Origin of the sequence: Sphingomonas sp. IC4-52 (assembly GCF_020707225.1) — a bacterium.
Lineage (GTDB): Bacteria > Pseudomonadota > Alphaproteobacteria > Sphingomonadales > Sphingomonadaceae > Sphingomonas.
In genome coordinates, this window is record NZ_JAJFEU010000001.1 from 200,776 (window position 1) to 216,553 (window position 15,778).

At 63.6% G+C, this 15,778-nt stretch carries 13 protein-coding genes; 8 read left to right on the forward strand and 5 right to left on the reverse strand.

The window, feature by feature from the left end:
* Nucleotides 1-4: 4 nt before the first annotated feature.
* The 3 genes from LK535_RS00905 to LK535_RS00915 form a co-directional block, all read right to left on the reverse strand.
* A complete protein-coding gene (locus LK535_RS00905) occupies nt 5-1,015 on the reverse strand; it encodes a KpsF/GutQ family sugar-phosphate isomerase (protein ID WP_227770024.1) in 1,011 nt (336 codons plus the stop codon).
* 140 nt (nt 1,016-1,155) lie between these two features.
* Nucleotides 1,156-2,301, reverse strand: a complete 1,146-nt coding sequence (locus tag LK535_RS00910; RefSeq protein ID WP_227770025.1) for a polysaccharide biosynthesis/export family protein — start codon at nt 2,299-2,301, stop codon at nt 1,156-1,158.
* Between the two features lie 115 nt (nt 2,302-2,416).
* Nucleotides 2,417-3,097: an ABC transporter ATP-binding protein gene (locus LK535_RS00915; protein ID WP_227770026.1), complete on the reverse strand. Its 681-nt coding sequence runs from the start codon at nt 3,095-3,097 to the stop codon at nt 2,417-2,419.
* Between the two features lie 164 nt (nt 3,098-3,261).
* Here LK535_RS00915 and LK535_RS00920 point away from each other — a divergent pair, with 164 nt between their 5' ends.
* The 7 genes from LK535_RS00920 to LK535_RS00950 all read left to right on the forward strand — a co-directional run bounded on the left by LK535_RS00920 (nt 3,262) and on the right by LK535_RS00950 (nt 11,719).
* On the forward strand, nt 3,262-4,284 hold the full coding sequence (locus tag LK535_RS00920; RefSeq protein WP_227770027.1) for a glycosyltransferase family 4 protein: 1,023 nt from the start codon (nt 3,262-3,264) through the stop codon (nt 4,282-4,284).
* Nucleotides 4,285-4,296: 12 nt separating this feature from the next.
* Nucleotides 4,297-5,610, forward strand: coding sequence for a glycosyltransferase family 4 protein (locus LK535_RS00925; RefSeq protein WP_227770028.1), 1,314 nt, complete (start codon nt 4,297-4,299; stop codon nt 5,608-5,610).
* Between the two features lie 66 nt (nt 5,611-5,676).
* Nucleotides 5,677-6,492 carry an ABC transporter permease gene (locus LK535_RS00930; RefSeq protein ID WP_227770029.1) on the forward strand — a complete coding sequence of 272 codons (816 nt, stop codon included), beginning with the start codon at nt 5,677-5,679 and terminating at the stop codon, nt 6,490-6,492.
* 52 nt (nt 6,493-6,544) lie between these two features.
* A complete protein-coding gene (locus tag LK535_RS00935) occupies nt 6,545-7,720 on the forward strand; it encodes a lipopolysaccharide biosynthesis protein (RefSeq protein WP_227770030.1) in 1,176 nt (391 codons plus the stop codon).
* Nucleotides 7,721-7,812: 92 nt separating this feature from the next.
* Nucleotides 7,813-9,165 (forward strand): beta-3-deoxy-D-manno-oct-2-ulosonic acid transferase, encoded by a 1,353-nt coding sequence (locus LK535_RS00940; RefSeq protein ID WP_227770031.1) that lies wholly within the window; start codon nt 7,813-7,815, stop codon nt 9,163-9,165.
* Nucleotides 9,162-10,427, forward strand: coding sequence for a capsule biosynthesis protein (locus LK535_RS00945; protein ID WP_227770032.1), 1,266 nt, complete (start codon nt 9,162-9,164; stop codon nt 10,425-10,427). Before LK535_RS00940 ends, LK535_RS00945 begins: the two co-directional genes overlap by 4 nt.
* Entirely contained in the window at nt 10,418-11,719 is a 1,302-nt protein-coding gene (locus LK535_RS00950) for a glycosyltransferase family 4 protein (RefSeq protein WP_415837050.1), read from the forward strand. The genes LK535_RS00945 and LK535_RS00950 overlap by 10 nt, the downstream gene beginning before the upstream one ends.
* On the opposite strand, the gene LK535_RS00955 is transcribed toward LK535_RS00950, so the two are convergent.
* Complete coding sequence (locus LK535_RS00955) at nt 11,716-12,603, reverse strand: FkbM family methyltransferase (protein ID WP_227770033.1); 888 nt, start codon at nt 12,601-12,603, stop codon at nt 11,716-11,718. The two genes, LK535_RS00950 and LK535_RS00955, sit on opposite strands and share 4 nt — an antisense overlap.
* A 56-nt stretch (nt 12,604-12,659) precedes the next feature.
* The gene (locus LK535_RS00960; RefSeq protein ID WP_227770034.1) at nt 12,660-13,754 is read right to left on the reverse strand and encodes a hypothetical protein; all 1,095 of its coding nucleotides are present in this window, start codon (nt 13,752-13,754) and stop codon (nt 12,660-12,662) included.
* Between the two features lie 501 nt (nt 13,755-14,255).
* Here LK535_RS00960 and LK535_RS00965 point away from each other — a divergent pair.
* Nucleotides 14,256-15,749, forward strand: coding sequence for a glycosyltransferase (locus tag LK535_RS00965; protein ID WP_227770035.1), 1,494 nt, complete (start codon nt 14,256-14,258; stop codon nt 15,747-15,749).
* Nucleotides 15,750-15,778: the final 29 nt, after the last annotated feature.

A 15,778-nucleotide genomic window follows, 5' to 3' on the forward strand; every position in this document is an offset into this window, starting at 1 on the left:
TGCCTCAGACCACGCCGGCGCGGAGAACGTCGTGCATGTGAACGACACCGACCAGCCCCTCGCCCTCGCGAACGAACAACAGCATCACATTGCGTTCGTGCATCAGCCGCACCGCTTCGGACGCCAACTCTCCCGGCCCGATGCACAAGGGGGAGCGGCTCATATACTTGCTTACCGAATCAGTGAGGGTTCGCTCAACGGTTACGGTTCGTCGCAAGTCGCCGTCGGTGAAGGCACCAACCAAGCGGCCTTGGGTGTCCACCACGGCGGTGCCGCCGAGCCGCGTCCTGGTCATTTCGATGGTGGCATCGAGCAAGGATGCGTCCGGCGTGATCCGCGGCACGTCCGCGCCCTTGGCCATCACGTCCCGCACCTTCAGCAAGCGGGCGCCGAGGCGGCCGTTCGGGTGAAGACTGTGAAAGTCATCGGCGGAGAAACCACGGCCGGCCATCAGGGTCATGGCGAGCGCGTCGCCAAACACGAGTTGGACCGTGGTCGATGTGGTGGGGCTGAGCTGGATCGGACACGCCTCGCGCACGGCCGGCAGGCGGATGTGGAAGTCGGCGGCCTTGGCGGCGGTTGATTCCGGCTGTGCGGTGATCGTGACAATCGGGATGGCGAAGCGCTTACAGTAGCTGAAGATCGTAGCCAGCTCGCTACTCTCGCCCGAATGGGAGATAACAAGCACCACATCGTCCTGCGTGATCATGCCAAGGTCGCCATGCCCCGCCTCGGCAGGATGCAGGAAAGTGGCAGGCACGCCGGTGGACGTCAGTGTCGCGGTGACCTTGCGCGCGATTATCCCGCTTTTCCCCATACCGGCGAGGATCACGCGCCCACGCGATCCGGAGATCAGCTTCACCAGACGCTCGAAATTCGAGGAAAAAGTGGGATCCCGGAAGCAGGCCTGCAGCGCAGCAATGCCATCCCCCGCGAGAGCAACCGCGCGCGCGGCGACGGACGTCGCCTCATCACGCAGCGGAAGAGGGATGATCCCGCCTGGCTGTATCGTCATCTCATCGCCTTCTCGTGGAGCGATGCGGGCTGGTCAATGCTCGCCATCACGTTTCTCCACGAGGTCTTAGTCGCCAGGGATTCCGCCGCATCAAGCAACTGAAACCAAAATGATCTTAGTGGGAAGCAAAGAAGTGACGATCAGCGTGTGACGGCGCGGACCGCGAGAATGGGCGAGAAAAGCTGGCCAAGGATCTGCGCCAGCTTGCCGGGCGCATTGGCGCGAGCGGTGGCGATGTAGATGACGTCCTTGTCGTGCATGCCGATCCGCTGCGCGAGGAAATAGCTGTCGGGTCGCATCATATTGAGGCGGTAGATCACCGGCTGACCGCCGGATGCCTCACCCGATGCTGCGGCGTAGCGGAAAAGATACACGGCGGCCGGATCGGCAAGGCGTTCGCTCGGGCCGCCGGTTCGCGCCAGAGCCTCTGCCAGAGAGACGTTGTTGGCACCGAAATTAACCTGGCTCACCTTGTCGCTCGCGCCGAACACCAGATAGGTGCGCGGCCGGTTAAACAACTCGATCCGGTCGCCGGGGAGCAGCGCGATGTTCTGGGCTCCGGACGCATCCACTGCGGAAAGCCGGCTTTCCTCCGAAACGCCGCCGCGGGTCACGCGCACAACCATGTCGTCAGGCTGGTTCACGGTGCCGCCTGCGCGTGCCAGCGAGTCGAGCAGGCGCTCGCGCGGCAGGCCCAGCGTGTACCGCCCGGGCTGACGCACGTCGCCGGACACATAGAAGACGTTGTGCGCATTGTCCTTTACAGAGACCAGCGCCTGCGGCCGCTGAGAAAGCCCGCGAAGCCCGCGCTCGATCATTCGCTCGACTTCGCTCGTCGTCTTCCCAGCGGCGGCGAGCCGGCCGATGTAGGGAAGCTGGATGTCGCCGGCGCTGTCCACCTTCACCGTGCCAAGCTGGGTTCCCCTGGCGGAGGGGTTGAACGCGCCACCTTGGGCCGGGCTGTCGGTGCTTGCCCCGGTAAACAGGGTAACGCCAACCTCGAAGATGCTGATTTCAAGCAGGTCGCCTGGCCCGACGGTGTCGATCCGCCCGACCCGATCAAGCTTGGCGAGACCACCCATCGGAGGCGGCGTGAAGGCGAGGGAGGGTGCGGCTGCCGCGTCGATGTCGACGATCGTGAAACCGGTCTGATTGTCGTGGCGCAGTGCCCGGTTGATCTGGGCCGCGGTCGGTCCAGCACTTGGCAAGGTGGAGCAGCCGGCCAGCGCACTTCCGACCAGCGCCGCCATGATCAGCCGCGATGATCCGACCAAGCCCTTCCGCATACCATTCCCCCGGAAGCGCAGCCAAAAACGGCGCGCGAGCGGCGAGTTATCGTGTCGGCCCGGCCAAGACAATCCGGCAGCCGCGGGAACGGCGGCAGTTGTCGCTGACCGACAGCTAAGCTGCCTGGCCCACTCGTGCGCCTAAGCTCTGCAGTCGATGATGGACGTCGGCCGCCTCCGCGATTGTGTCGTAAAGCGTGACGCTGCCGCCATACACCACTGCCCCGCGCTTGCAGTAACGGAACAGCGTTCCCGTATCGTGGGACACCATCACCAGGGTTCCATTTTCCCGACGCTCGTGCAGCGCTTCTTCCGCGCGTACCTTGAAGCGTTCGTCTCCGGCGCCGGTCACCTCGTCCACGAGATAACAGTCGAACTTGATGGCAAGGGACACGCCGAACGCGAGCCGTGCTGCCATGCCGGCCGAGTAGGTCCGGATCGGTTCATTTAGATAGGAGCCAAGTTGCGCGAAATCCTCGACAAAGGCGAGTAGGTCGCGTTCGTCAGCACCATATATGCGCGCCACGAACTTGGCGTTGTCGGCCCCCGTCAAATGGGGGTGAAAAGCGGTAGAATAGCCGATCGGCCAAGACACGCTCATGGTCCGCGTCACCTTGCCGGTGGTCGGCCGTTCCACGCCGGCGATCAGCTTCATCAACGTGGACTTGCCAGCGCCGTTTGCGCCACACACCCCGATGGAGTCGCCGCGCGGGATCGTCAGGTGAACGCCGCGCAGCACCTCATTGTCCACATTATGGCCTCGATAGACCTTTGAAACATTGTCGAGGACAATCATTCCCACCCCGTGCCAGTGTCGGCCGGATGTTAGAGGATGATATGCGCGCGCGACAGGTGCCAGTTTGTGTCGACGGGCGCCTGACCGCCTCAGAGGGTACCGGCGTCGCCTCCTACGCGCGGGCCATGCGAGATGCCCTTGCGGCCACAGGGCCGGCCCCTCTCATGCTCGAAGACGATCAGCGTGGGCGGTTCGGTGCGAGAGCCCCGCTGTCGGAGGTGATCGGGCGACGCGTTCGGGGAACGCTTCATCGTCGATTGCTGCTCACTCGCGATGCTCAGCGACTCTATAGCCCCGACGTCTTCCGTCTGGCGCACGCGCGTTTTGCCGGGACGGGTAAAGTGTTGATACTGGATGCGCCGGGTACTCCCGGGATCATGCACTGGACCTATCCCATCCCAGCGTGGATCAGGGGGTGGGTGAACCTTTACACGATCCATGACGCAATCCCGTTGATCACACCGGAACTGTCGAACGTAGAGCCGCTGTCGCTCGCGCGAAGGATCCGCGCTCTGGCATCAGTCACGGACCGCTTTCTCACAGTCTCCGACGCCGCTCGCGATGAAATTCTCAGGGCGCTTCAACTCCCAGCAGCGCTGGTCAGCAATTGCGGGACGGCGGTTACGGCGCTCGCTCATGGACCTGGGCAATTGCCTGACGGATTGATAGCGCAGGAATATTATCTGTTCTGCGGCCTCGCCGAACCACGCAAGAACTTGCCGCGGCTGATCGCTGCCTGGCGCAACAGTGGTACAACCCGTCCGCTGGTCCTGACCGGCCCTGATCATGATTGGGCGCAGGCGGAAGCCGGGCTCGTGCTGTTGCCCTTTCAGGCGCGGCCTGCGCTGGTGGACTTGCTCCGCAACGCGCGAGCGTTGCTGTTCCCGTCTTTGGCGGAGGGCTTCGGCCTGCCGGTGGTGGAGGCCATGGCGCTTGGTACTCCCGTTCTGACCGCCAATAACGGCGCTTTGGCCGAAGTGGCGGGGCGATCTGCGCTTTTGGTAGATCCGGTTGATGAAGGCGCGATCACACAGGGTATCATTCGCCTCGACCAGGACGACAATTTGCGTTCAACCCTGATGATGCGTGGTCTCGAACGGGCGGGGAACTTCACCCCCGAACGCTTCGGAGCGCGCCTCCGCCGTCTGCACGACGAATTCACTAGCGATTCTCGCTTCGACGTTTAGTCCTTCGGCTGCATGGGGGACGAGCGTACGACCATCGCAAGCGTCGGCATCGACGGGTTCAACCTGGCGCTGCCACAGGGAACCGGGGTGGCGACCTATGGCTTTGCGCTAGCCCAAGCAGTTCGGTCTCTGGGCCTCTCTGTGGAAGGCCTGTTTTCCGTTCCGGTTGGTCGCGACGCTCGGATGCAGGAGATCCTGTTTTACGAGGCGATGGGGCGGGGGCTGCCGCCAAGGCGCGGGCCGGCGTGGCTGCGTCCGATCCTGCACTGGGCAGCGGTTGCCCGGGGGCTGCGGGTGTCGCAGGTTCCGGAAAGCGGTCGGATCGAAAGCGCGGGCTTTGTTGACAGGCTGCCGCAGTTCGACCGGTTATTGAGCAGCGCTCACCTCTTCGAGCATGCCGAGCAGCACTTCCGGCGGACGCGGCGCTTCCTGGAGCTGAAGGTCCCAAATCCGCCGTCCATCATGCACTGGACCTATCCGATACCAGTCCGTCTTGCGGGCGCCCGCAACCTGTACACCTTGCATGACCTGGTCCCTCTGAAACTGCCGTTCGCAACCCTTGACCGAAAGCGGTTCTACCACCGGCTCGTGGAGCGTTGCGTCCGGGACGCGGATCATATCGTCACTGTGTCCGAATCCAGCCGACGCGACATCATTGAACTGCTTGGCGCGCCCGAGGATCACGTCACCAACACGTATCAGCACACTCCAATGCCGGAGGGTTTGGCCAGCGAGATGGCGGACGTGGAAGCCATCTTCGGCGTGCGACCCGGCGGCTATTTCATGTACTTTGGCGCCATCGAGCCCAAGAAGAACGTGGCAAGGTTGGCGGAAGCCTATCTGTCCACCGACACGCCGCACCCACTGGTTCTGGTCGGCGCGCGCGGTTGGCAGAAGGATGAGGAACTTCGCCTGATTGACGCCATGAGCCGTCGTGCGGGCAAGGCCGGTGCCCGGATCATCCAGCTGGATTACTTGCCGCGGCGGCTGGTCATGCACCTGGTGCGCAACGCCCGCGCAGTCCTGTTCCCGTCCTTGTATGAGGGGTTCGGGCTACCGGTGCTGGAGGCGATGCAACTCGGCACCCCCGTGATTACGTCGAACCGGGGATCGTTGCCCGAGGTGGCAGGAGACGCCGCGATCATCGTTGATCCCTATGATGTTCCCGCTTTGACCGCGGCGATCGCGCGCGTCGACCGCGACCCGGATCTGCGGGCCACGTTGGCGCAGGCGGGGCGCAAACAGGCGGTTCGCTTCTCGCTGAACGAGCATCGGCGGCATCTCCATGCCCTTTACAGCAAGGTGCTGGCGACGCCCCCGCGATGACTGCGCGGTTGCCTCGACGCGCTACGTGGTTTCCGCTAGCGACATCTCACAATTCGGGGCAGAATCATGGCAAGCGTCAGCGAGGATTTGCGATCGCAGCCCGGCGTGATGAGAAAAGGGTTGCGTATCCAGAGCCGCGTCATCGGCGCGTTGATGATGCGCGAGCTTCATACTCGTTACGGCCGTGAGAACATCGGATATTTGTGGCTCATCCTCGAGCCGCTATTTCTCGCCACGGCAGTTGGGCTGATCCACGCGCGTAGCCCGAACCATTTCGGTGGCGACATCAAGCCTGTGCCGGCTGCATTGATTGGATACTGCAACTTCATGACGTTCCGCTCGATGGTGAGCCGAGCCGAGGGTGTGCTCGAGAACAACGTGTCGCTGTTTTACCATCGCACCATCACGCCTTTCGATGTTCTCCTGTCGCGTGGATTGCTCGAACAGGCAGGGACGCTGGTAGCTTTCTGCCTGCTCATGGGGGTGGCGATGGCCACCGGCATTGCCAATCCACCGGAGCGACCGCTGATCTACGTCGCGGGTGTCGCTGCGTTGTTCCTGCTGTCCTGGGGTACGTCCATGGTAGTGTGCGCAATTACGCATGAGCGCCGCACACTCGGCCGAGTGATACATCCGCTCATCTACGTTTTGATGCCCTTGTCCGGGGCTTTCTTCACGATGCACGCCTTGCCGAAACAGGTTCGCGACGTACTGCTCTCGATCCCGTTGGCGCATTGTTACGAGATGATGCGCTACGGCTGGTTCAAGTCTGCCAAGTCCGTTTACATTGATCTTGCGTACCTTGGTGGATGGATTTTAGGCCTGATTTTGCTGGGGCTTCTTTTGCTTTCGGTTACCCGGAAGCGTATCCACATGCCGTGACCGGCGTGGATACACAAAGCACTGTGGGTTGCACGATGAGGGGGAGTTAAGCGTGCACGGTTTCATGACGCCGGCTGATGCGGAAGTTCAGGCCGCGCCGCCCCTGAGCACGCGTGCTCGCCGCCTGTGGAAGCGGTACAAGTGGTTTGCGGTGGTGGTGGTCGCGCCGACCTTGCTTCTGGCGACCTACCTCTATGCCATGGCGTCCGATCAATATGTCTCGGAAGCGCATTTCATCGTTCGCACGCAAGGCGGCAACAATCCTGCCCCCTCGGTGGGTGGTATCACAGCCGCGCTCGGCTTTGGCGGGGCCGGGGGCGGGGGAGCTGCGTCCACCGAGGCGCAGAGCGTGGCGGATTACCTGACCTCGCATGACGTCGTTGCCACTCTTCAGAAGCGGCTCAACCTGGTGGCGCTGTTTCGTCGTCCGGAGGCCGATCTCGTCAGCCGGTTGACGGTGGCCCAGCCAACACCGGAATTCCTGCTGCGCTACTATCAGCAGCAGGTCGACGTGTATTTTGACACCGACACCGGCATCACCACGCTGAAGGCGCGGGCCTTCCGTCCGGGCGACGCGTATAATTTGTCTCGCGCGCTTCTGACGCTGGGCGAGCAGCGGGTGAACGAGATGAACATCCGCGGCTTCTCCGACGCGGTCGCCCTGTCACGCCGTCAGCTCGATGAAGCCGAGCGGGCGTTGAGCGACGTGCAAACTCAGCTTACGCGGTTTCGCCAGACCGGGCGCGACGTGGACCCCGCCGGCACCGCGCAGGCACAGATCGCCCTGGTTTCCCGCCTGTCACAGGAACTGTCGGCAGCGCGCGCGCAGCTGGCAACCACCCAATCGCTGATCGGTTCGGACAGCCCGCAGGTTCAGGCACTCAAGCAGCAGATCCGGAGCCTGGAGGGGCAATTGGCGGCGCAGAACGGCCGCCTTGCAGGCGGTGCGAGCACTATCGCGGAGGGTCTGGGCGGCTATGAGCGCTTGCGCATTCAGCAGGAACTGCTTGCCAAGCGCTACGAGGCGGCGGCAGCCACCTATCAGCAGGCGCGGCAGAATGCGGTGCGGCAACAATTGTATGTCGTTCGCGTCGTCGAGCCGAACATGCCGGTGAAGTCGCTCTATCCGAAGCGTGCACTGACCCTGGTCACCGTGCTGTGCGCCCTGCTGGTGGTCTATGCGATCGGCTGGCTGATCGCGGCTGGCGTGCGCGAGCACGCGGCCTGAGGCAGGAGGGAGGATAAGCTGTGGTCGCGACATCGACCGCCCCCCTGCTTCGATCTCCGCCCTTCCCCTGGGTGGGGGAACAAGTAGCTGCGGTGTCGCGGCCCGGCCAGTCCACGCTTCGCGATCCCGATCGGCTCTTTGCCGCCATGCGTGAGAACGGCGTCGGCGGCTCCTTCTGGCTGAGCACTGCGGCCGGAGGTGCGGCCGCGGATGCCTCGGAAGGCGGCATTTTGCGGTGGATAGCTCGCGAACCCGGCGAGCCCGACCGCCGAATGGAGGCGGTCAGGGCAGTCGAAGCGGCTTGCTATCGCAATCCGTTCAGCGGTGCGCCGTGCGATGCACATGAAGCCGTGAAGATCCTGGCCGACTGGCGCCGCACCTTAAGCGCCAACCGCCCGATCGTTGCTGCAGCGGGCATGAGCGCCTGGAAGCGAGAGGCGATCGGGCGTTTCCTGTGGGATGGTGAAAAGCAGCCGCCGTTTCATTCGGTCGAGCGTGCGCTCAGTTCCGCCAAGGCAGGGGAAGCAATTGCCTATTGGCCGTCTCGCACACCCGCGGACTTTTCAACAAAAGCGAAGCAGGCAGGAGTGGCCGCCTGGCAGATCGAAGATGGTTTTCTGAGGTCTTCGGGGCTCGGTGCGGAGTGCCGGCCCCCATTGTCGATCATCGTGGATCGTACAGGGGGTATTCACTACGATCCGAATGGTCTGAGCGAGATCGAGACCTTGCTCGCAACCTACCACTTCGACGAGCCATTGCTGCAACGGGCGAAGGCGTTACGCGAGCGGATCGTTGCAGCGCGGCTTTGCAAATATGGCGTCGACAAAGACGCGCCGCTGCCGAACTTGCCGACTGGCCGGCGCATCGTGCTGGCGATTGGTCAGGTCGCGGACGATCTGTCAGTGCTGTGTAGTGGCGACGGAGGGATGAGCAGCTTTCTGCGGCGTGTCCGCCAATGCGAGCCGGACGCCTTCATCATCTACCGCCCTCATCCCGACGTAATGGCCGGCCTGCGAGACGGCGTGCTGCCGGGTTCAGAAGACGTGGATCTGATCGCTGGTGGCGGATCCCTGCTTGCCTTGCTGGAGAAGGTGCAGGGTGTCCACGTCTTTTCTTCGCAGGCCGGATTCGAAGCATTGCTGCGCGGCGTGACGGTGACCGTTCATGGCGTTCCATTCTACGCCGGATGGGGGCTGACGCGCGATCTCGCTGACATTCCCGCGCGCCGCGGGCGGCCGCTTTCAATCGATGCGTTGGTAGCAGGGGCTTTGATCCTCGCGCCGCGATATCTTGATCCGGAGACTGGGCTGCCCTGTTCTGCGGAAGTCATCGTAGAACGTCTCGCCAAGACGAACAAGCCTGCTTACAGCGCCCTTACGGGCTTTCGGCGCGCCTATGGCGCAGCGCGGCTGGCAGCGCGGCATGTTGCAAGGGGGCGTTCATGACCGGGGGGGAGCAGCGCCGCTTCTTGTTCCTGCAAGGGCCGCACGGGTCCTATTTCGCACGGCTGGGCGGTGCCTTGACAGCGCTTGGACATAGCGTGTTCCGAATCAACCTGTGCGGTGGGGATCGGCTGGACTGGCCGGGGCCTGCGGTCGATTATCGAGGTACCCTGCGCTACTGGCCCGTGTTCTTCGATGATTTCATCGTCGATCACGCGATCACGGACGTGGTGCTGTTTGGCGACTGTCGTCCTCATCACTCGAGTGCGCACGGCATGGCCAAGGTTCGTGGCCTGCGCGTCCACGTGCTTGAGGAAGGCTATATCCGCCCGGACTATGTGACCCTGGAAGAGGGTGGGGTGAACGGTCATTCGCGCATGCCGCGCGATCCACTGTGGTTTCGGGCGGAGGCGACGCGCCTGCCGCCGGAGCCGGACCATGAGCCGGTGCCATCCAGCTTCCGTCGGCGGGCAGAGGAAACCATCAGCCATCTGCTCGCCACGATGTTGCTGGCCCCCGCTTATCCATTCTATCGCACGCACCGGCCCAATCACGCGTTGGTCGAGGCCGCCGGCTGGGCCCTATGGGCAGCGAACAACAAACGCGAGCGCAGGCTATCGCAGCGAACCTTGGCCAAGGTCCTGCCGGAGCGAGAACAGCACCCGATCTTTCTAGCGCCGCTTCAGCTCAACTCCGATTACCAGTTGCGCGTCCACTCGCCCTTTGGCGATATGCGTGCTGCGCTGCGTTTCATCATCAAGAGCTTCGCACGGGGGGCACCTGCGAACAGCCGACTGCTGGTGAAGCGGCACCCTCTGGACAACGGCCTGACTCCGTGGCGGCGGATCACGCGCAAGCTCGCGCTGCGCTACGGAGTGGAGGACCGGATCTTCTACATTTCCGAGGGCGACGTCGCGAAGCTGCTGCCGCTTGCTGTCGGTGCGGTGATGGTAAACAGCACGGTCGGCACGCTGGCGCTGAATCATGGCGTGCCCGTCGCCGTGCTTGGCCATGCCGTCTATGATGTCGACGGCGTCGTGCACCGCGGCGCGCTGGACGACTTCTGGCCCGATCCCCCAGCGCCTGACGCCGAGTTATGGGCCGCGGTGCGCCGGGTGTTCGTCAATCGATCGCTCGTACATGGTGGGTTCCTGAGCGAAGAGGGGCTGGCGATGCTGGTCGAAAACGCGGTCCCGCGCTTGACGGCGGCGACCCCTGTCACCGCTCGCGTCGATAATGTGACACGGATTGCGCATTGGCGCTGAAGCCTTTCCGCGCGCCGGCGCAGATGCTTTTCAGCAAGGGGCTGCCCGGTACTGGCCGGCACAGCCGGCGTGCGCACCGGCCAATCGTGTTCGATCTGTCGCGTCTGCTGAGCCGTGCCTATCACCTGACGCCGACCGGCATCGACCGAGTCGAATATGCCTATGCCGTCGAACTGCTGAGGCGAGTGCCGGAGCGGCTGCGCTTCGCCGCGGTGCATCCCGCGGGCGGCTATTACGGGCGGCTGGAGATCGGCGCGGTGCGGCAGTTTCTGGCGTTTACCCAGGCAAGATGGCAGGCGCGGGGCGAGGCGCAAGCGGAAGCGGTGCGAGCCCAGGCCATTCGGCATCTCTTCGCCCTTCGACCCCGAGCGGTGCCGGTGCCGCTCGGGCCGCGTGTGTACCTCCAGGCATCGCCGCACCACCTGGAGGACGGCAAGCTCGTGCGCAGCATCCTTCAAACCGAACGCGCACGGTTCGTGAACCTGGTTCACGACGTGATCCCGCTGACCTATCCCGAATTCGCGCGGCCGAACGGAGCGGCGCAACATGCGCGACGTATCCGTACGATCGACCGGTTTGCCGACGGCATCATCGCGAACTCACAAGCCACGCTTGATGCTCTCCAGCCACATCTAACCGCGCGACCAGGGCGATTGGCCCGCGTCGCGCATTTAGGCTGCGAGTGGAGTGATCCCGTCCCGCCCGCGCCGGATAATGCGCAGGAGAAGCCCTATTTTCTTTGTATCGGCACGATCGAGCCGCGTAAGAATCACCTGCTGCTCCTGAACCTTTGGCGACGCATGGCCGAGAGCATGGGAGATGCGGCGCCGCGCCTCATCCTGATCGGACGGCGCGGTTGGGAGAATGAAAACGTCATCGATCTGCTGGAGCGCTCGGTAGCGCTACGTGGTCATGTAATCGAGCAACCGGATGTGGACGATCGGCAGCTTACGCGTTTGCTGGGCGGCGCCCGTGCGGTGCTGCTGCCGTCCTTTGCAGAGGGCTATGGTATGCCGGTTGCGGAAGCTCTGGCCGCGGGCGTTCCAGTAATCTGTAGCGATATAAGCGCGCTCCGCGAGGCGGGGGGTGAATTGCCCGACTACCTGGATCCGCTAGACGGCATGGGGTGGCTGCGAACGATCCTTGATTATGCACAGCCGAACTCAGCGATGCGGGCAGCGCAATGCGAGCGGATGCGCGGATGGGCTCCAATGAGCTGGGACCGCCACCTGAACATCGTGCTGGACGTCGTCGACTCGGTCGCCGATCACCGGAGGCAAGCGAGCGCTTAGTTCCGGGTGAGAAGCAGCATCTGGTCGTCCACGGGCGAGGCATTCAGAACCTCCTCGCGGGTGCGGCTCTGGATACCACCTACCAGGTCAACCTCGGCGAGATGGAAGCCGTGCCCGAGTATTTCCTCGAGGAATGAGGCAGGGTCATTGTAGCGGACAGCCGCGAATTCCAGCAGGATCGTCAGCGGACGTTCTCGCGACAGGATGCCGCTTAGTCCCTTCCAGATCTCCTGCTCCGCTCCCTCCGCATCAATCTTGATGAAATCTGCGTTGAGTGCGCCAGGGATCTCGTCCGCACGTTTCAGCGCGACTTCCACCATTCCTGGCCCGCGCGTGCCTTGCACGACATGGGCGTTCTTGGGCTCGTTCCGCGGAACGTCCAGCACGGCGGAACCGGTCTTATCGCCGAGCGCGACTTCGAAAACCGTGGTGCGCCTGTCAAAGCCGTTCACCGCAACTGTGCGGCGGAGCAGCTCTGCAATGGGCGGATTGGGTTCAAAGGACAGCAGTTTGCCCTGCGGTCCGACGAGGTCGGCCATCAGCACGGAGAAGTAGCCGCAATGGGCGCCGACATCGAGCACGGTCATGCCTGGTTTGACCAAGCCGACAATGGCTTCGGTGTTCCACATCTCCCAATAGCCATCGAGCATTAGATGGCTGGCGACACCCACGTCCCGTGTGTCGACGTACATCTTGTAGCGGCCAAGAATGCGGCAGATCGCGATGTGATCGCCCAGATAGGCAGTTTGGCACAAGCCGCGGATGACCGCTTCGTGCCGCCAGCGATCGCCGGATCGTAGTGCCCAGATGTCGAAGATGGCGCCCTGCGCTTCGCCCTGGCGGCGAATGTCCGCGGGGCTGGCTTGGTGATCCAGGAAGCGCATCGCTCGTCCTTAGCTCGCGGCCGGAACTTCGGAAATACGAAGTGTGCCCGTTGGCGTCACGTGATCACGTTCTCCGTCGAAGAGCGGACCACCAGACCGAACGGGACCGACCCGCCTGCTGTGTCGCCGTGGCGTAGCTGAGCAGCAATATGGCCGAAGGCGGCAATGCCTAAAACAATCCGATTTAGACCATGCTGGTCCAAGTGCGGACCGGTGTTGACGATCAGCAGGGCCAGGCCGCCCGGCCGCAAACGGGCCAGCATGTCCTCAATCGTTGCGAGCGCCTGCGCGGAGCCGCACGACCCAAGCACCGTACTGCGTGCGTAGATGAAGTCGAAGCCAACGCCTTCCTCCGGCGCCCTGAAACGAGCGGCGCAGGCGGACTCAATGGTAGCGCCCGAGCCTACGGCGACGGTCTCGATGATGCATCCCGCGTCTTGCGCGACTGCGGCGACTGGGTCGGGTCCAGCGGACAGGGCGAGTCCCCGCGCACCGGCTTCAAGCCGCCCGTATTGTTCCAGGACGCGCAGGATATAGGCTGATTCCCAGCGCTCGATCACCGCTCCGCCATTGGTGAGCAGGGCGCTTAACCGATGAAAGTCTGGCTCCCGCGTTTGATCCGGCGTGAAGCCCTGAGACACTGGCCAGGCGAGCTGCGGTGAGTCGCTGCTGATCATTGCACTCGCCCGGCGCGCCTTGAGACGCCCGAACAGGCTGCGCGCCCGGGATGGGTCATCGCGTTCGCCCTGTCGTCCGGCGATGGCAACAGCGATGCCGTGAGCGTGCGCGTCACATTCGCCAAACACATATCCCGTAATGGCGTAGGTGGCCCCCGCCACCGCGTCGAAAGGTAGCTTGATGGTCCGAGGCGCTCTCGCCAAGGAGGGGAGAAGCGCGGTCACCTTCCCGCGCTCGGTCACCGCCGGCTTTCCGGCTGGGAAGTGCTGAAAGATGCGGACCGCAATCATGCCGGTATCCGCAACAAGATCATCAAAGGAGATTTCGGCCACCGCTGGCCCGGTGGGTACCGACACATAAGAGGTGTGGAAGACGTAATTCGCATCGTCGCTCTTCTCACGTCCGCCGAGCGAGCGAATGCGGCTGCGCTTGGCCGGCCAGTAGCCAAAGGGATCGAGCGTCTGGGCGGTCATGCTGGAACCGTAGGCGAGCGAATGATCCGGTGGCAATCGTCGGAGCTGCCTTGTCACCTCATAACGGCTGGGCCATGCACAAGCGATGTGGGAGCGATCATGACGCGCTGGGCACGACGAGATCCTCGAGCAAACCTACAAGCGGTCGTGCCAGCCCTTGAGCCATTGCCGGAGCAGGCGGGCTATCATGTGGCGCCAAAGCGCGCGCGGAATCGGTCCGAGCAGCTTTCCGAGGTGGAGGAGAAGCTTCGACCGGCTGAGCGCTGGCAGAAGATCATGGCGCTAGCGGAGGCGCTTGCGAGTGAGCGCTTTGCGAAAGAGACACTCGCTGCAGGTTTGGCCTATCCAGTTGCGGCTTATGATCAGTTCCGTCGGGACGTGGCGATACGCCCACCCCCTCCGATAGAAGGGCGGCGGCCCCCGGTCACCGTGCTTGTGGATGCACGGCGGTCTGCTCCCTTTCTGTTGCGTGCGACGTTGCGAAGCTTGCAGGATCAGTCGGTGAGTGACTGGTCGGCCCGGGTGCTGGCGTCCACGGAATTGGGCGAGGGGCCCGTCGCGTCCTTTGCAGAAACGGACCCCAGGATAGAGTTCGTGAGTGGCGATGCAGTCGCGCCCGCCGGTGCCGGCCCTCTGGTGCTCCTGGATGCGGGCACGGTCCTTGATCCCGAAGCGCTGGCGTGGCTGACATTCGCGTTGATCCGCACTGGAGCAGGGGCGGTTTACGCCGACCATGATCACGGCGTGGCGGATCCGGGGTTGCGCATGCTGCGCGCGGACCCGGTGCTGTTCGGCACGTATGACGAAGCCCTGATCTCCGAAGGCATCGTTCCGGCCGTCGTCGCGCTCGCCGCGCCGGTGGTGGATATGGGATATGGTGGGGCGGAGCTTCGCAAGCGGGCTCTGCTCGATGTCGCCCGCGGCGGCAGGGTTGCCCATGTTCCCCGTTTGCTTGCGACGCAGGTGAGCTTGCCCCTGATCGCCAGGACCGGGCGCGCCGAGCCGGAAGATGCAAGGCCGGGCCGACTTTCTCCCGAGGTGCATTCCCCAGCAATCCGCCCTACGCCCACACCCCGAAGCGATCGGATCGCGGTCGTCATCCCTACCCGAGATAACGCCGGCCTGCTCGGTCGCGCGATTGATACGCTGCGAGCAACCGCACGGCAGCCGGACCGGTTGGATATCGTCGTGGTCGACAACCGCAGCGTGAAGGCGGACACCGCCGCTTTGTTCGATCGCCTGGCGGCGGATGGTGCAGCGCGCGTCCTGCGATTCGACTCGCCCTTCAACTGGTCGTTGGCATCGAACATGGGAGCGGCGGCGAGTGACGCTCCGCTTATCGTTTTCATCAACAATGACGTGGAGATGTTGTCGGCCGGCTGGGATGATCTCGTCGCCGATGGCCTGAGCCGTCCCGACGCCGGCGCAGTAGGCGCTCGGCTGCTCTACCCAGACCGCACCATCCAACACGCAGGCATTGCCTTCGGGTTTGGACCTGGCGGAACCGAACATGAGGGAAGGGGCGTTCCAGCGGCAGATCCAGGGCCTGGGCGCCGCTACGTGGTCACCCATGCCGTATGCGCACTCACCGGGGCCTTTCTCGCGGTCCGGCGTTCCGACTTCAACCAACTCGGCGGATTCGACGCGGCTCGACTGATGGTGGCGCACAGTGACGTCGACCTATGTCTGAGACTGCGCGAACTCGGGAGAGTCATCCTTTACTGCCCGGCGATCGAAGCCATCCATCACGAGGGGGCTACGCGAGGTCGCAACCAGACGCAGGCTGCGATCGCATGGGACGAAGGTGAGCGCCTGGACCTGCTCGATCGTTGGGGAGAGGCGTTGGCCGATGACCCCGGCATCAGTCCGTACTGGCGGAGAGATGACAAACCGTTCGAATTGTTGAGAGAGCCGACGATCCGCGAAATTCTGAAGCAGATCGATCGGAGCGCCAGTCGCCATCCCTGGCAGGTGCATCGTTCTGCCCCGACATGAACCCGTTTCCCCCGCCGCGACACTCGAAG

What these genes read in the sequence shown, in the direction of transcription:
- LK535_RS00905 (WP_227770024.1), bottom strand. Translation starts at nt 1,015, where the DNA reads ATGACGATACAGCCAGGCGGGATCATCCCTCTTCCGCTGCGTGATGAG.
- LK535_RS00910 (WP_227770025.1), bottom strand. Translation starts at nt 2,301, where the DNA reads ATGCGGAAGGGCTTGGTCGGATCATCGCGGCTGATCATGGCGGCGCTG.
- LK535_RS00915 (WP_227770026.1), bottom strand. Translation starts at nt 3,097, where the DNA reads ATGATTGTCCTCGACAATGTTTCAAAGGTCTATCGAGGCCATAATGTG.
- LK535_RS00920 (WP_227770027.1), top strand. Translation starts at nt 3,262, where the DNA reads ATGCTCGAAGACGATCAGCGTGGGCGGTTCGGTGCGAGAGCCCCGCTG.
- LK535_RS00925 (WP_227770028.1), top strand. Translation starts at nt 4,297, where the DNA reads ATGGGGGACGAGCGTACGACCATCGCAAGCGTCGGCATCGACGGGTTC.
- LK535_RS00930 (WP_227770029.1), top strand. Translation starts at nt 5,677, where the DNA reads ATGGCAAGCGTCAGCGAGGATTTGCGATCGCAGCCCGGCGTGATGAGA.
- LK535_RS00945 (WP_227770032.1), top strand. Translation starts at nt 9,162, where the DNA reads ATGACCGGGGGGGAGCAGCGCCGCTTCTTGTTCCTGCAAGGGCCGCAC.
- LK535_RS00955 (WP_227770033.1), bottom strand. Translation starts at nt 12,603, where the DNA reads ATGCGCTTCCTGGATCACCAAGCCAGCCCCGCGGACATTCGCCGCCAG.
- LK535_RS00960 (WP_227770034.1), bottom strand. Translation starts at nt 13,754, where the DNA reads ATGACCGCCCAGACGCTCGATCCCTTTGGCTACTGGCCGGCCAAGCGC.